Here is a 14,215-nt window from a genome sequence, read left to right as displayed (position 1 = left end):
GCCCCAAAGCTGGTGTGCCACCCGTCGTCGAGGCCGCGATGCGGTGCTTGGAGAAGAGGAACACCGGGGCTCCCACCTCACAACTGCGCTTGCTTGGGCAAGGTGAGGATTTCGGCTCCGTCGCTGGTGATGGCGATCGTGTGCTCACTGTGTGCCGTCCGGCAGCCTGTCGCGCTTCGGAGCGTCCATCCGTCGGCATCAGTGACGAGTTCAGCGGTGTCCGCCATGATCCACGGCTCCAGTGCCAGCAGCAGCCCAGGGCGCAGTTTGTACCCACGGCCAGGCCGGCCGGTGTTCGAAACGTGCGGGTCCTGGTGCATCGTTGACCCGATGCCGTGGCCTCCGAACTGGGTGTTGATCGGGTACCCCGCCTCGCTGAGGACCGTGCCGATGGCATGGGAGATGTCGCCGATGCGAGCCCCGGGCCCGGCAGCGGCGATCCCTGCGGCCAGGGCGCGTTCGGTGGCACTGATCATCGCGACGCTCTCCGGGGGCTGTGCGTCGCCCACGATGAAGCTGATGGCGGCGTCCGCGGCGACTCCGCCTTGGGAGACGGCGAGATCGAGGGTCAGCAGATCGCCGTCGGCGAGCGTGTAGTCGTATGGCCGTCCGTGGAGCACGGCGTCGTTGACGGCCGTGCAGATGTAGTGGCCGAACGGGCCGCGTCCGAAGGACGGCTCGTAGTCGACGTAACAGGACAGCGCTCCCGCCTCGACGATCATGGCCTTGGCCCACCGGTCGATGTCCAGCAGGTTCGTGCCGATCGTGCTGCGGCTCTTCAGCGTCCGCAGGATGTCAGCGACCAGGGCGCCGGTGTCTTTTGCTCGGGCCAGCTGGGTGGAGCTCAGGATCTCGATCATGCGGCGCCCTTCTCATGCAACCAATAACTATACCGGCCATACTATACCGGTACGAGAATTGGGTCTCTGGTCAGGCTGCCGCTCACCGCAGTGCGTGGGCAGCCATGCGTACGAGGACCCGGCCACTGTTTACCCGGAAGAGGAACGTCAGTCGGCGGACGGGTCGTGAGGCGCCTCTGCCGGCTGTGCGGCCGCCGCGTCTTCCAGGTCGTCGATGCTGCCGGACATGATCGTGTGGACGTGTTCGGTGATGCGCTGGAGCGGCCAGTGCCACCAGGCCAGGGCCAGGAGGCGGTTGACGTCCGCATCGCTGTAGCGGCGGCGGATGAGGCGGGCGGGGTTGCCGCCGACGATGCCGTAGTCGGGGACGTCGTCGACGACGACGGAGCCGGAAGCGATGATCGCTCCGTGCCCGATGCGGACGCCGGGCATCACCATGGCCCGGTAACCGAACCAGACGTCATGGCCCACCACGGTGTCTCCCCGCCCGGTCAGGCCGGTGATGAGGGGGAAGTGCTCGGACCAGGAACCGCCCATGATCGGGAAGGGGAACGTCGAGGGGCCGTCCATACGGTGGTTGGCACCGTTCATGATGAACCGCACGCCCTCGCCCAGCGCGCAGAACTTCCCGATGACCAGCTTTTCCGGTCCGTAGTGGTAGAGCACGTTGCACGTCTCGAAGGCGGTCGGATCATCGGGGTCGTCGTAGTAGGAGAACTCCCCGACCTCGATCAGCGGCGAGGTGACCAGTGGCTTCAGCAGGACCACCCGCGGCTGCTCGGGCATCGGATGGAGCACGGTCGGGTCGGCGGGAACAGGTGGCATCACGATGTGCTTCCCTTCCTGAAGGAGTGTCGGCGGGCCCGGAGGACTTCAGCACCGGGTGACGGACGTCGAGGTGGCGCGCATCGTCAGGTGGGCGCCCCGCCAGCGCCGACGCAGCCGGCGGTCATGGCTGACGATGACGATGGCGCCGTTGTACCCGGTGAGAGCGGCCTCCAGCTCCTCGACGAGGGCGGGCGACAGGTGGTTGGTGGGTTCGTCGAGCAACAGGACGTCGGACGGCTCGCTGAGCAATCGCGCCAGGGCGAGACGCTGCAGCTGCCCGGTGGACAGCCGGCCGACCGGCACCGCGAGCTGGTCGCGGCCGAACAGGCCGAGGGACAGCAGTTGCTCGGTGTACGCGGCGGCCTCCCCCGCCCGTCCACGGGCGAAGGCGGCCAGCACGGTCTCGTCCGGCTCCCCTGGGTGCGGCTCTTGGGGGAGGTGGCCGATCCTGCCGCGGCGGGTGACGCTCCCGCTGTCGGGGGCGACTTCTCCGGCCAGGACGCCGAGCAGGGTGCTCTTGCCCGCTCCGTTCGGCCCCGTGATCAGCAGGCGTTCGCCCGCCGCGACGGTGAGGCTCGTGCGGTCGAGCCGATCGGTGACGGCGATGTCCGCGGCGTCGAGTACGACGCTCTGGAGGTGGCGGGCCCGCAGCACGGGGGTGAAGCGCAGCGGCTCGGGCGGGGGCGGGACCGGGTCGGCGAGCAGACGGCGCAGCCGTTCCTCGGCGTTGCGTACCCGGCCGGCCAGCGACCGCTGCACCCGGCCGCCCGCCCGGTCGTAGGCCATCTTGTTGCCGTCCTTCATCGGACGGCCGGGGGCCACCTGGCGGGCGGTGGTCGCGGCGGTCTCGCGGAGCCGGTCGACATCGGCCCGCCACTGGTCGTACGCCTGGGCCCAGCGCTGCCGGGCAGCCGCCTTCTCGGCGAGGTAGCCGGCGTAGCCGTTGCCGTACCGGACGACGCGGCGCCGGTCGGCGTCCACCTCCAGCAGGCTGGTGGCGACACGTTCGAGGAAGACCCGGTCGTGGGAGACCGCCACCGTGGTACCGCGCCGGCTGCGCAGGTGTTCTTCCAGCCAGCTCAGGGCGCTCTCGTCCAGATGGTTGGTCGGCTCGTCGAGCAGCAGCACCTCCGGCGCGGCCGCCAGGACGGCCGCAAGCCGCAACCGGACCTGTTCGCCACCGGACAGACTGCCGACGGCACGGTCACGGCTCACCAGCCCGAGGCCGAGGCCGTGCAGGGCCCGCTCCACACGGGCGTCGGCGTCGTAGCCGCCGCGCAGCTCGAAGACCGTCATCAGTTCGCCGTACTCGACCATGCCCGACTCGTCGCCCTCGGCCATCGCGGCCTCCAGGCGGCGCATGCGCTGCTCGACGGCGTGCAGATCGCTCAGGGCCCGGTCGATGATCTGCTGGACGGTCGCCTGCCGGGCGGGCCGCTCGTCCTGGGCGAGATAGCCGACGCCACCGGCGGCGTGGACGACGACCTCGCCCTGATCGGGCCGTTCGCGCCCGGCGAGCAGGCGCAGCAGGGTGGTCTTGCCGGATCCGTTCTCGCCGATGATCCCGGTGCGCTCGCCGGGGGCGAGCGAGCACGTCACCGAGTCAAGGACGGGCCTGTCGTTGAAGGACTTGCTGACGGCGAGCGCGGTGATCTGGGTAGGCATGCGGGGACTCCGAAGCATTCGAGGACGGTGCGGCCGTCGAGGGCCGCGTGGTCGGGCGAACGCTTCGGAAGAGCATCGATCACTCCACTAGTGCGACAACTGATGCATTAAGATGCTTCCACAACGCCGTTTCCTGAGCAAACGGATTTCCTGGCGGTGGCTGCGCACCGTCCGTATTCGTACGTGGGTGCTCGACGCGGTCGCGGTGTCGGTCACGTATCGCTGGCTGTCGGTCGGTTGTCGGTGGCCTTTCGACTCCGGCACCTTCCACATTCGACTGAGGCCGGCACCTTCCCCAGAGATCCTGCCGGGTGCCCATCCGGCAGGCGTGCGACAGCAAGGAACCACCATGACCACTGACATCACGATCATCGGTGCCGGACTCGGCGACCTCACACTCGCCCGCGTCCTGCACGTGCACCGCATCCGGCCACCGTCTACGAGGCGGAGGCCTCTGCGACGGCGCGCACGCAGGGCGGGATGCTCGACATCCACGAGGACAGCGGACAGCCGGCCTTACAGGCGGCCGGCCTGACGGACGAGTTCCGCGGCCTCGTCCTGGAGGGCCGCCAGACGATGCGGGTCCTGGACCGGGACGGGAGCGTTCTGTTCGACCGGGCCGACGACGGTACGGGTGGCAGCCCCGAGGTGCTGCGCGGTGAGCTGCGGCGGACGCTCCTCGGCTCGCTCCCGGCCGAGACCGTCCGGTGGGGGCACAACGCCAGCGCGACCCGCGCCCTCGGTGAGGGCCGCCACCAGGTGATGTTCGCCGACGGCACCACCATCACCACCGGCCTGCTGGTCGGCGCGGACGGCGCGTGGTCCCGGGTCGGGCGCTGCTGTCCGACGCCCCCCCCGAGTACATCGGCATGTCGGGCGTCGAGACCTACCTGTTCGACGCCGACACCCGCCACCCGGCCGGCGCGAAAGCGGTCGGCGGCGGGTCGCTGTTCGCGCTCGCGCCCGGCAAGGGATTCCTGACGCACCGGGAGAACGGCGGCACGCTGCACACCTACGTGATGCTCGCCCGGCCGCGGGACTGGTTCGCGGACATCGACTTCACCGACGCCACCGCGGCCGGCGCACGGATCGCGCAGGAGTTCGCCGGCTGGGCACCGGAGCTCACCGCGCTGATCGCCGACGGTGACACCGCCCCGGTGCTGCGCCCCCTCTTCGCCCTGCCCGTCGAGCACCGGTGGGAGCGGGTGCCGGGGGTGACCCTGCTCGGCGATGCCGCCCACCTCTCGCTCCCGAACGGCGAGGGCGCCAACCTCGCCATGTACGACGGCGCCGGACTCGGCAAGGCCCTCCCCGCTCACCCCGACGACGTCGAGACCGCGCTCACCGCATACGAGCAGGCCATGTTCCCCCGCAGCGCTGCGGCCGCCGCCGAAGGCGCCTACGTCCACGAGTTGTGCTACCGAGACGACGCGCCCCACGGCCTGATCAACATGTTCACCGGGGCTCCCTCGGCCGGCGGCCCACGGCTCTCCCCCGACGATGGCGAGGGGCGGAGCGGAGGACTGACCTCCGCACAAGCCCAGCCACCCGGAGGGGCCGCCGGCAGCGCCCCTCCGGGTGTGCGGGATGCGACCACGCTGCCGGTGACGGCCAAGCTCTCCGAGAGCTTCACCTCCGACACCGACTTCGCGTGCACCTCCACCTGGAACCTTGACGGCAAGCGGTCCTCGAAGCGTGCGTCAGCGGACGCGGGGCAGCAATCGGTGACGATTCGTGTCGACCCGCGCCACGCTGGTCACAGCAGCATTCACGAGTCGGCCTCTTGGGGATTCACGGCCGATCGGTGCTGTCAGGGCGTCGCTTCCGCCTCCACCGGCTTGGGGATCAGGAAGGACGTCGCGAAGGCGGCGGCGATGAGGGCGGCTCCGGTGATGATGCCCGCGCCGTATCCGGTGGTGGACGTCTTGTCCGCGGGCTCGGCGGCGGTCTGGGCCGCGTAGACGAGGGCGAAGCTGAGGCCCGCGCCGAGGTTGAAGGCGCCCGCGTTCAGGCCCGGCAGGAAGCCGGGGTTCTCCTTCGGGGACAGGACGATGCCGAGACCGTTGAGGACGATGTTGCCCACACCCGCGTAGGTGATGCCGATGAGGATCGACGCCGCCAGGAGCAGCAGGCGGGAGTCGGCCCGCAGGGTGAGGAGCATCAGGGCGAGGGTGGCGGCCGCGCCGATGAGGCCGGTGCGCAGGATGCGGCCGTAGCCGTGGGTGGCGGCGAGGCGGCCGGCGAGAGGGCCCATGGCCAGGCCCGCGAGCGCGTACGGGATCAGGGTCCACCAGGCGGACTGTTCGGCGGTCATGCCGAAACCTGCCTGTGCGTCCTGGGCGAAGGCGGGGATCAGGCCGTTCATGACGGCGAACACGCCGGTCATGGTGAGGACGGTGGTCAGCAGCAGTGCCCAGGTGGAGCGCTGCCTGAGGTGGTGGGTGGCGACCAGGGGGTGGCTGCCGCGGGCCTCGGTGCGCCAGAACAGGGCGAAGGCGATGGCGGTGACGACGAACAGGGCGGCGACGAGCGGCCAGTTGGCGTCGGCGAGCTTCCCGGCCTCGTTCAGGGCGATCAGGGCCGCTCCGACCGAGACGACCAGGAGCGCGACTCCGGGCCAGTCCATGCGGTTTTCAGCATCCGCGGCCTTGGTGGCGACCGACTCGGGGGTGAGGGTGGCGACCAGGACGGTGGCGAGTGCGGCGACGGCGGCCATGGCCCAGAAGATGGCCTGGAAGCCATGGTGGTCGGCGAGGTATCCGCCCGCGAGGGAGTCGACGCCGGCGACGCCTCCGTTGACGGCGGTGATGACGCCGAGGAGGGTGCCGTACTTCTTCGGGTCGTGGACTTCGTTGCGGAGCATGATCAGGCACAGCGGCACGGTGGGTCCGGACACGCCCTGGATGACGCGGCCCGCGAAGAGCATGGGGATGCTCCCGGCGAGGGCCGCCATCACGCAGCCGACGGCCATGAGGGCCAGCATCCCGGCCAGGACCCGGCGTCGGCCGACGAGATCGCCCAGGCGGGGCAGGAAGAGCGAGAAGAGGGCCGCCGAGGTGAAGAACGCGGTCTGGGTCAGGCCGACGTCGGCCGAGGTCGCCCCGAGGGAGTCCTCGATGCCCTTCAGGGCGGGGCTGAGCATGCTCGCGTTGAGCTGGAAGGCGAAGCAGGCCGTCAGGAGCGCGGTGACCAGGACCCAGATCCGGACGGGGCCCTTGCCGCCCGTGGTGGCGGCCGGGGCACGGTCCGCTTCGGTGGAAGGGTGGTTCATGCGGGTACGTCACCGATCCGTTCGAGGGCGTCCACGATCAGGTCCCAGAAGCGCTGGTGGTCGAGGGTGACCGCCACCTGGGTGTGGCAGTCCTCGGGGGCGGGGGCGCGGAGGTCGGTGACGGTCATGCCGAGGGTGAGAGTGCCGGTGAGTTCGATGTCCACCGGGGCCTTGCGGACGGTCATGACGGTGGGGTCGATGACGTACGCGACGGCACAGGGGTCGTGCACCGGGGGGTGTTCGAAGCCCTGTTCCTTGAGGTACATGGCGCCGAAGAAGTCCAGGAGTTCGGTGACGAAGGCGGCGGGGGCGGTGCCGACTCCGGCGATGCGGTCGAGGACCTGCGGAGTGGCCAGCGCCTGGTGGGTGAGGTCGAGACCGACCATGGTGACCGGCCAGCTCTCGTTGAAGACGATGTGGGCGGCCTCGGGGTCGATCTTGATGTTGAACTCGGCGACGGGGCTCCAGTTGCCCGTGTGGTAGCCGCCGCCCATGAGGACGACCTCGCGCACGCGCTCGGCGATGCGGGGCTCTTTGCGTACGGCCAGGGCGATGTTGGTCAGACCCGCGGTGGGGACGAGGGTGATCTCGCCGGGCTCGTGGGCCATCACGGTGTCGATGATGAGGTCGACGGCGTGGCGAGGGTCCAAGGAGAGGGTGGGCTCGGGCATCGCGGGGCCGTCGATGCCGCTCTCGCCATGGATCCCGGGGGCCGTCTCGACGGTGCGCACCAGCGGGCGGGAGCAGCCTGCGGCGAAGGGTACGCCGGTGATGTTCGCGATGCGCGCGACCGAGAGGGCGTTGCGTGTGACCTTCTCCAGGGTCTGGTTGCCGACGACGGTGGTGACGGCGACCAGTTCGACTGCGGGATTGCCGTGTGCCAGGAGCATGGCGATCGCGTCGTCGTGCCCGGGATCGCAGTCGAGGATGATCTTTCTCATCGGGTTCTTTCTGGGTGCGTGACGGAGGACATGAGGGGGCCCTCAACCGTGGTTGTCAGTTTCACACCGTAACGTGACAAGGTTCGGCGCGTTTCACCGCGTTACCTGGGGATTCGGAAGCAGTCCGGGCAGTGCCTGCCCGGACTGCAGCTTCCGCCTGTGGCCCACCTTATGACCGCACAGCGGGGTGCTCAGTCAGCCTTTCGCCACCGGGCGCGCAGGCTGAAGGCGGCGCTCTTCGGGCGGCGCTCACGGGTGAAGACGCCCTTCTTGTTGCCGTCGACGCGGAAGACGCCGGGCGCGGTGGCGAAGTCGGCGAAGTGCCAGATCTGTTCTCCCACCACCGCGTCGACCCGATCGAATACCCGGTGATACACGTCGAGCAGCTCCGTCTGGTACTCCTCCGTCCAGGGGCTGGGCACGGCGCTGTGCAGGCCGGGGTAGGTGTCGGCCCCGTACTCGGTGATGACGATGGGCTTGTCGTGCCGCTCCGCCCACTGCCGCAGTTCGGCCTCCAACTCGGTCTCGGCCGCTGCCAGGTCATCGGGGCCGAAGTACCAGCCGTAGTAGCGGTTGAGGAGTACGACGTCGAACAGGTCGGTGACGGCGCACTGGTCCGGTGTTCCCATCAGCGCGTTGACGTAGGCGACGGGCCGGGTCGGGTCCAGGCGGCGGGTCTCGGCCGCCAGCGGGGCGAAGTAGTCGCGTGCCTCCGGTTGGACGTTGTCGGGCTCGTTCGCGATGGACCACAGGACGACGCTGGGGTGGTTCTTGTCGCGCGCCACGAGTTCCCGGATCGCCCGCAGATGGGTGCGCTGGGCGCGTTCGCCGATGGTGTCGGAGGAGAACGTGGTCACCTTGCCGGACGTGAAGACACCTCCGCCGATGTTGAGGTTGAGGCCGACCGCCGCCGTCTCGTCGATCACGACCACACCGTGGCGGTCGGCATAGTCGAGGACCTCTTCCGCGTAGGGGTAGTGCGAGGTCCGGAAGGAGTTCGCGCCGGTCCACTCCAGCAGTGCGAAGTCATGCACCATCAGCACGTCGTCGTGGCCCCTGCCGCGCACCGCGGCGTCCTCGTGTTTGCCGAATCCCTTGAAGTAGAAGGGGTTTCCATTGATCAGGAACTGCCTGCCCCGGGTTTCCACGGTGCGCACGCCGACGGACTGGCGGTAGTCGTCGACGATGCCGCCCGACGTGTCCGACAGCGTGGCCACCAGTTCGTAGAGGTAGCCGTCGCCCGGCGCCCAGGGGTGAACGTCGGGCACGCGTAGTGTGCCGACGGCACCGGTGGCGGTGGCCACCTCGGTGCCGGAGGCGTCGCGCAACGCCACACGGACCGTGTTCGCCTCCCCGGTGCTCTCCACCCGGTAGTCGACCACGCCGGTCGCGCCCTCGAAGCGCGTGGCCACGGTGATGTCGCTGATGTGCGTACGGGGGGTGGTGTACAGCCAGACCGACCGGTGCAGACCCGCGTAGTTGAAGAAGTCGTGGAAGTACCGCTGTGTCCGGCGGCCGTCGGAACGTTCCTCGACGCGGCCCGGCGGTATCGACTCCCACGTCAGCTCGTTGTTGACCACGACGGTGACACGGTTGTCCTCTCCGGGGCGCAGGTGTGCGGTGACGTCGGCCTCGAACGGTGTGTAGCCGCCTTCGTGCGCGACGACCTCGGTGTCGTTGATCCAGGCGGTGGCGCGGTGCGTGGCCGCGTCGAAGCGCAGGACGATCCGCTCCCCTGCCCACCGGGCCGGGACCCATACGCTCGTCTGGTACCACGCGTCGCCGACGTGGTCGCGGACTGTCGCGTCAGGGAAGATGTCGTTGTAGCTGGCCGGTACCGGGATGTCCACGGCCGCTGCGAGGGGCGAGCGCCACCAGCCTTCGGTGCGGCCTGCTCCCTCCGGGTCGAGCCGGAGCCTCCACAGACCGCCCAGTGAGCGGCGTTCGCGTGTGGGGCCGTCCTGCGGGCGAAGCATCTTCGGTTCTCCTGTTCTTCGCGTGGTGTCACGCGATGTTTCGATGAAATCGGCCCCGACGCGATTGCGGCTATTTGATGCCGGTGCTGGCGATTCCCTGGACGAAATGTTTCTGGAGGGCCAGAAAGAGGAGGACGATCGGTGTGACGACGGTTGCCGCGCCGGCGAGCAGCAGGCCGTAGTTGGTGCCGTTGGCGCCCACGGAGAACAACGCGAGCGCGACGGGCAGGGTGTAGTGCTCCTCGGTCTGGGCGATCACCAGTGGCCACAGGAAGTTGTTCCACTGGGCGAGGAAGGTCAGGATCGCCAGCGTCGCGAGGGAGGGACGGCAGAGCGGCAGGATCACTCGCAGAAACGTCCGCACCTCACCGGCACCGTCGAGGCGGGCCGCCTCGACCAGGGAATCCGGGATGTCGCGGATGAACTGGCGCATGAGGAACACCCCAAGCGGCGTCACGAGGAACGGCAGGATCAGCCCCAGGTAGGAGTTGCTCAGACCCATGTTGCTGACCAGGACGAAGAGCGGCACGAAGGTGGTGACGCCCGGAATGATCAGCATGGTGAGGACGAGGCTGAACAGAAGGCGTTTCCCGGCGAACTCGATTTTCGCGAACGCATACCCGGCCATGGAACAGAACAGCAGATTCCCCAGGACGCAGGCCAGGGCGACCAGCGCGCTGTTGAAGAAGTACAGTCCGAAGTTCTGCTTCGAGAGCAATTGGTCGAAGTTGACAAGCGTCGGAGCATCCGGGAGCCAGGAACTGGGATGAGCGACGATTTCGCCAGTCGGTTTGACCGACCCGAGAAACATCCAGGCGAACGGAGCCAGCGTCGCGAGGAGACCCAGAGTCAAGGCGCCGTACAGCAGCATGCGGGAAGTCGGGATGCGTCGGCGTGCGCTGATGTCGCGGTGGACCGGAACCGTGCTTGCGGTCGTGGTGATCATGTCAGGCCTTCGCGCGGAAGATGCGGAATTGAACGAAGCTGAGCAGCGCGATCGCGGCCACCAGCACGTACGAGGCGGCAGAGGCCACGCCGTAATTTCCGAAGCCGAACTGCTGGTACGCGTAGTAGCTGATCGACGTCGTGCTGTCCAGCGGACCGCCGCTGGTCATCACGAACGGTTCTTCGAAGAACTGGAGGTAGCTGACGCTCAGGAGTACCGCCACGATCAAAGTGGTCGGCCTGAGAAGCGGCAGGGTGATGCTGCGGAAAGCGCGCCAGCGGGTAGCCCCATCGATGCGGGCCGCCTCGTACAGTTCGGCAGGGACCGCCTGCAGCCCCGCCAGGAAAATCACCATGGGGATGCCGAAGTGGCGCCACACCGCCATCAGGATGAGCGCGGGCATCGACCAGTCCGGATCGTTCAGCCAGTCGGGGCCGTGGATTCCCACGACGGCAAGGATGGAATTGATCAACCCGTCCGGTTTGTAGAGGTACCTCCACACCACTGCGATGGCCACGATGCTCGTCACCACGGGGGCGAAGTACGCGACCCGGAAGAGTGCCTTCGCGCGCCGGATCCCCGAGTTCAGCGCGACGGCGAGGGCGAGGGCGATCACCATCGTCAGGGGGATTCCCACGGCGACGAAATAGAGGGTGTTGAGGACCGCGCGGACGAACGTCGGATCCGAGAACAGCGTGCTGTAGTTGTCGAGGCCCACGAAGTCGACCTGGAAGGGTGTCCGCACGTCCCGGCTGGTGATGTCGGTGACGCTCATCGACAGGGAGGAGACGACGGGCCAGACGCCGAAGGTGGCGAACAGCGCGATGAACGGCGAGCAGAATCCCCAGGCGATCAGCGTGCGCCGAAGGCGTCCCGACGCGGTCCTTGGTGGAGCCGTTCGCCGAGGGGTGGCGGCGCGGTCCGGTGGGGCTTTCACGGAGGCGGTCGGAGTCATCGCTGGTTTCCGGTTCCGATCGTCGAGGCCTTGGCCTGGATCCGCTGAAGAGCCGATTTCGGCGAGGAGATTCCCTTGGCGACCTTTTCGATCTCGGCGTCCAAGACCGCGGTGACTTGCTTCCACCTGATGGCGGTCGGCCCCGGCCGGGCGGTCTTGAGCTGGGACCGGAAGACACCGAGGGCGGTGTCCGTCGCGAGCTTGCCCTCGTTCCAGGCCGACTGCACGGCGGGAAGGTCGCCGGACAGCTCGTGCCATGCCTTCTGGCTGTCGGGCCGGGCCGTCCACCGGATGAACTTCCAGGCGCCTTCGCGGTTCTTGGCGTCCTTGAACACCGCCCAGTGCCCGCCGCCGATGTAACCGGCGTTGGAACGCGGCCCCGCCGGGAGCGGCGCGATCCCCACCTTGTCGTCGACGAAGGACGCGCCACCGGCGGACTTCAGCAGACCTTGCTCCCACGGGCCGGAGATGAGTGCGGCGGTGGACCCGTCGACGAACTCCGGCTCGATCTCTCCGAGGCTCAAAGGGCCGTTCCTGCTCACGGTCTTCGAGGTGAAGAACGACTGGTAGAACTCCAGCCCCTTGAGCGCCTCGGGGGTGTCGAAGGTGAACTCGGTCTTGTCCTCGTTCATGAGCCGGGCTCCGGCCTGCCACATGAAGGGCAACACGCTCTGCCAGCTCTGCGCAGCGCCGGTGGGCAGCGACAGGCCCCACTTCGCGCCCTCCTTCTGGAGGGCCTTGAGGAAGGGGCCGTACTCGTCCCAGGTCTTCGGCGCGGACACTCCGGCGGCCCGTGCCAGGTCCTTGCGGTAGAACAGGGAGCGGGTGTCCACGTACCAGGGGACGCCGTACGTGGCCCCTTCGAAGGCACTGCTGCGGACGGCACCCCGGTAGAAGGCCGAGTCGTCGACGAGCTTCGGCGGGACTTGCTCCAGCCCGCCCGTGGACGCGAACATCGCGAGATCCGCAGCGCCCACCAAGGTGGCGTCAGGGGTGTCACCGGACGCGATCGCCGTTTCGACCTTCTTGCCGTAGTCCTGCCACGGAACGGCCGTGACCTTCACCTTCGCCCCGGGGTTCGCCTTCTCGAACCGGGCGGCCAGCTTGGGCAGCAGCTCGCCCTCCGTACCCATGGCCCATACCGTGATGTCGCCGGTCGCGGGTGAGCTGTCGATGGGCGCGCCCGCGGACTCCTGTCCACGAGGGGTGCCGGTCCGACCGCAGCCGGTCATGAGCAGCGCGGCGGCCAATCCGAGAGCGCATGTCTTCGCGATGTGTGATCTGAGCATTCTTGCCTGTTCCTCTCCACCCGAGGGATGCGTGAGCGGCCCTTCCGCACGTCGTGGTGTAGGTGAGCGAGACGGTACAGCGAAACCCGAACAGGTGCCACAGTTTCGACGGGGCGAAAACCGGGGCGGGCGGGGGCGGAGCGCGGCGCGGCCGCGCCGCCATAGGGTTGATGCCATGACCCAAGAGACTCGCCCAGTCGCTCGGCGTGGCCCCTATGCCAAGAGCGCGCGACGCCGAGCCGAGATCATCAGCTCCGCCACCTCCGTCTTCTCGGCGCGCGGCTACCGAGGCGGGTCCCTGCGGGAGATCGCCAAACAACTCGATCTCAGCCTGACCAGCGTCGTGCACCACTTCCCCAGCAAGAGCGCGCTCCTGGTGGCCGTCCTCGAGAACGCCGACTTCGCAAGCGTCGACTCCTTCCAGTCGGACAGCCGGAGCGAGGGTGTGGCGTACGCCGTGCTGCAGTACGTTCGCCGCAACCTCGAGCGACAGGAGATGCTGCGGCTGCTCGCCCTCATGGCCGCGGAATCCTCAGCCCCGGACCATCCCGCGCACCAGTGGTTCCGTGACAGGTACGAGAGGGTCATCACCACCCTCGCGATCACCATCCGGCGGGACCAGGACAAGGGCCGGGTCTCCAACAGCCGCGACCCCCGCGCGCTCGCGGGGGCCCTTGTCGCCGTGTGGGACGGGCTTCAGCTCCAGTGGCTCATCGACCAGCGACTCGACCTCGTCGGCGGGATGACAGCCGCGATGGAAGATCTGCTGGGTACCCAACTCCCCCGCGACGCGTAGCCCCGTCCCTCCAACCGGTCCGTCAGGACGTGCGGGGTGCGCCCGGCGCGTGTGCTGCCGCGAGGTCGTCGTAGACGAGCAGGCCGTCCTCGCGCAGCCGCACACCCGGCGTCGGCACGTGGAGGTGCGGCTTCCCGTCATGCATCAGATGGTGCACCGGCGTCCCTCGCGCGAGGACGGCGAAGTCGGCGATCAGGCGGCGGTGGCAGCGCCACCAGACCGCTTCGCCGCACATCACCGCCGTACGGGCCATCGTGGCGTCGCGCAGCAGCCGTTCCATGGCGGCGAGGAAACCGGGCGTCCTGGTGTGTGCGGCATAGCCGCGAAAGGACGCGTTGCGCCAGACCACGTCCGGGCTGTCCGGAGGCGGTTTGCGAAACCCGCCGAGGTCGGGCTCCCAGCGGTAGGCGATCCCGTGTGCGGGCATCCACACCTCCAGCCGCTGCCTGGCCAGGTCCGGATCGCGGCGGCTGCCCGGGGCGATGCGTACGTCGACGACGGCCGTGACACCGGCGCCATGGAGCAGTCGGATGATCTGTTCGCGGCCGGCGGTGCCGTGCCCGAAGGTGATCAGTAGCGGTTCCATGTCCCTCCGCGTGGCCATCACAGCGGGTGGTGACCGGCGGGCCCTCATCGGCCGCCGGGACTGCCGCGACGGGTTACCAGGGCCGTCGTCTTCAAAGCGGGC

General features: G+C 68.8%; 11 protein-coding genes and 1 pseudogene. 2 read left to right on the top strand and 10 right to left on the bottom strand.

The window, feature by feature from the left end; genetic code table 11:
* Positions 1–77: 77 nt before the first annotated feature.
* From map to abc-f, 3 genes are all read right to left on the bottom strand, one after another.
* A complete protein-coding gene (map, locus tag ABZ562_RS24795; RefSeq protein WP_361483626.1) occupies positions 78–860 on the bottom strand; it encodes a type I methionyl aminopeptidase in 783 nt (260 codons plus the stop codon).
* Between the two features lie 147 nt (positions 861–1,007).
* Positions 1,008–1,685, bottom strand: a complete 678-nt coding sequence (locus ABZ562_RS24790) for a CatB-related O-acetyltransferase (protein ID WP_361483624.1) — start codon at positions 1,683–1,685, stop codon at positions 1,008–1,010.
* Positions 1,686–1,733: 48 nt separating this feature from the next.
* Entirely contained in the window at positions 1,734–3,353 is a 1,620-nt protein-coding gene (abc-f, locus tag ABZ562_RS24785; protein WP_361483622.1) for a ribosomal protection-like ABC-F family protein, read from the bottom strand.
* A gap of 349 nt (positions 3,354–3,702) precedes the next feature.
* Between abc-f and ABZ562_RS24780 the strand changes: the two are divergent.
* A pseudogene (locus ABZ562_RS24780) lies at positions 3,703–4,816 on the top strand (NAD(P)/FAD-dependent oxidoreductase); the annotation flags it as partial.
* A gap of 347 nt (positions 4,817–5,163) precedes the next feature.
* On the opposite strand, the gene ABZ562_RS24775 reads toward ABZ562_RS24780, so the two are convergent.
* The 6 genes from ABZ562_RS24775 to ABZ562_RS24750 all read right to left on the bottom strand — a co-directional run bounded on the left by ABZ562_RS24775 (position 5,164) and on the right by ABZ562_RS24750 (position 12,731).
* Positions 5,164–6,624: an MFS transporter gene (locus ABZ562_RS24775; protein ID WP_361483620.1), complete on the bottom strand. Its 1,461-nt coding sequence runs from the start codon at positions 6,622–6,624 to the stop codon at positions 5,164–5,166.
* Positions 6,621–7,565, bottom strand: a complete 945-nt coding sequence (locus ABZ562_RS24770; protein ID WP_361483618.1) for a nucleoside hydrolase — start codon at positions 7,563–7,565, stop codon at positions 6,621–6,623. The genes ABZ562_RS24775 and ABZ562_RS24770 overlap by 4 nt, the downstream gene beginning before the upstream one ends.
* A 191-nt stretch (positions 7,566–7,756) precedes the next feature.
* Positions 7,757–9,541 (bottom strand): beta-glucuronidase, encoded by a 1,785-nt coding sequence (gene uidA, locus ABZ562_RS24765; protein ID WP_361483616.1) that lies wholly within the window; start codon positions 9,539–9,541, stop codon positions 7,757–7,759.
* A 70-nt stretch (positions 9,542–9,611) separates the two neighbouring features.
* A complete protein-coding gene (locus tag ABZ562_RS24760; RefSeq protein WP_361483613.1) occupies positions 9,612–10,487 on the bottom strand; it encodes a carbohydrate ABC transporter permease in 876 nt (291 codons plus the stop codon).
* Between the two features lies 1 nt (position 10,488).
* Positions 10,489–11,442: a sugar ABC transporter permease gene (locus ABZ562_RS24755; protein ID WP_361483610.1), complete on the bottom strand. Its 954-nt coding sequence runs from the start codon at positions 11,440–11,442 to the stop codon at positions 10,489–10,491.
* Positions 11,439–12,731, bottom strand: a complete 1,293-nt coding sequence (locus ABZ562_RS24750; protein ID WP_361483607.1) for a sugar ABC transporter substrate-binding protein — start codon at positions 12,729–12,731, stop codon at positions 11,439–11,441. The genes ABZ562_RS24755 and ABZ562_RS24750 overlap by 4 nt, the downstream gene beginning before the upstream one ends.
* Positions 12,732–12,906: 175 nt before the next feature.
* Between ABZ562_RS24750 and ABZ562_RS24745 the strand changes: the two genes are divergently transcribed.
* Entirely contained in the window at positions 12,907–13,527 is a 621-nt protein-coding gene (locus ABZ562_RS24745) for a TetR/AcrR family transcriptional regulator (RefSeq protein ID WP_361483604.1), read from the top strand.
* 22 nt (positions 13,528–13,549) lie between these two features.
* Here the strand turns inward: ABZ562_RS24745 and ABZ562_RS24740 are convergent, their stop codons facing one another.
* The gene (locus ABZ562_RS24740; RefSeq protein ID WP_361483601.1) at positions 13,550–14,113 is read right to left on the bottom strand and encodes a DUF488 domain-containing protein; all 564 of its coding nucleotides are present in this window, start codon (positions 14,111–14,113) and stop codon (positions 13,550–13,552) included.
* Positions 14,114–14,215 lie beyond the last annotated feature (102 nt).

The organism is Streptomyces sp. NPDC019937 (assembly GCF_040631655.1).
Classification (GTDB): Bacteria; Actinomycetota; Actinomycetes; order Streptomycetales; family Streptomycetaceae; genus Streptomyces.
This window is presented reverse-complemented; position numbering and strand designations above follow the sequence as displayed.

What these genes read in the sequence shown, in the direction of transcription:
- map (WP_361483626.1), bottom strand. Translation starts at nt 860, where the DNA reads ATGATCGAGATCCTGAGCTCCACCCAGCTGGCCCGAGCAAAAGACACC.
- ABZ562_RS24790 (WP_361483624.1), bottom strand. Translation starts at nt 1,685, where the DNA reads ATGCCACCTGTTCCCGCCGACCCGACCGTGCTCCATCCGATGCCCGAG.
- abc-f (WP_361483622.1), bottom strand. Translation starts at nt 3,353, where the DNA reads ATGCCTACCCAGATCACCGCGCTCGCCGTCAGCAAGTCCTTCAACGAC.
- ABZ562_RS24775 (WP_361483620.1), bottom strand. Translation starts at nt 6,624, where the DNA reads ATGAACCACCCTTCCACCGAAGCGGACCGTGCCCCGGCCGCCACCACG.
- ABZ562_RS24770 (WP_361483618.1), bottom strand. Translation starts at nt 7,565, where the DNA reads ATGAGAAAGATCATCCTCGACTGCGATCCCGGGCACGACGACGCGATC.
- uidA (WP_361483616.1), bottom strand. Translation starts at nt 9,541, where the DNA reads ATGCTTCGCCCGCAGGACGGCCCCACACGCGAACGCCGCTCACTGGGC.
- ABZ562_RS24760 (WP_361483613.1), bottom strand. Translation starts at nt 10,487, where the DNA reads ATGATCACCACGACCGCAAGCACGGTTCCGGTCCACCGCGACATCAGC.
- ABZ562_RS24755 (WP_361483610.1), bottom strand. Translation starts at nt 11,442, where the DNA reads ATGACTCCGACCGCCTCCGTGAAAGCCCCACCGGACCGCGCCGCCACC.
- ABZ562_RS24750 (WP_361483607.1), bottom strand. Translation starts at nt 12,731, where the DNA reads ATGCTCAGATCACACATCGCGAAGACATGCGCTCTCGGATTGGCCGCC.
- ABZ562_RS24745 (WP_361483604.1), top strand. Translation starts at nt 12,907, where the DNA reads ATGACCCAAGAGACTCGCCCAGTCGCTCGGCGTGGCCCCTATGCCAAG.
- ABZ562_RS24740 (WP_361483601.1), bottom strand. Translation starts at nt 14,113, where the DNA reads ATGGAACCGCTACTGATCACCTTCGGGCACGGCACCGCCGGCCGCGAA.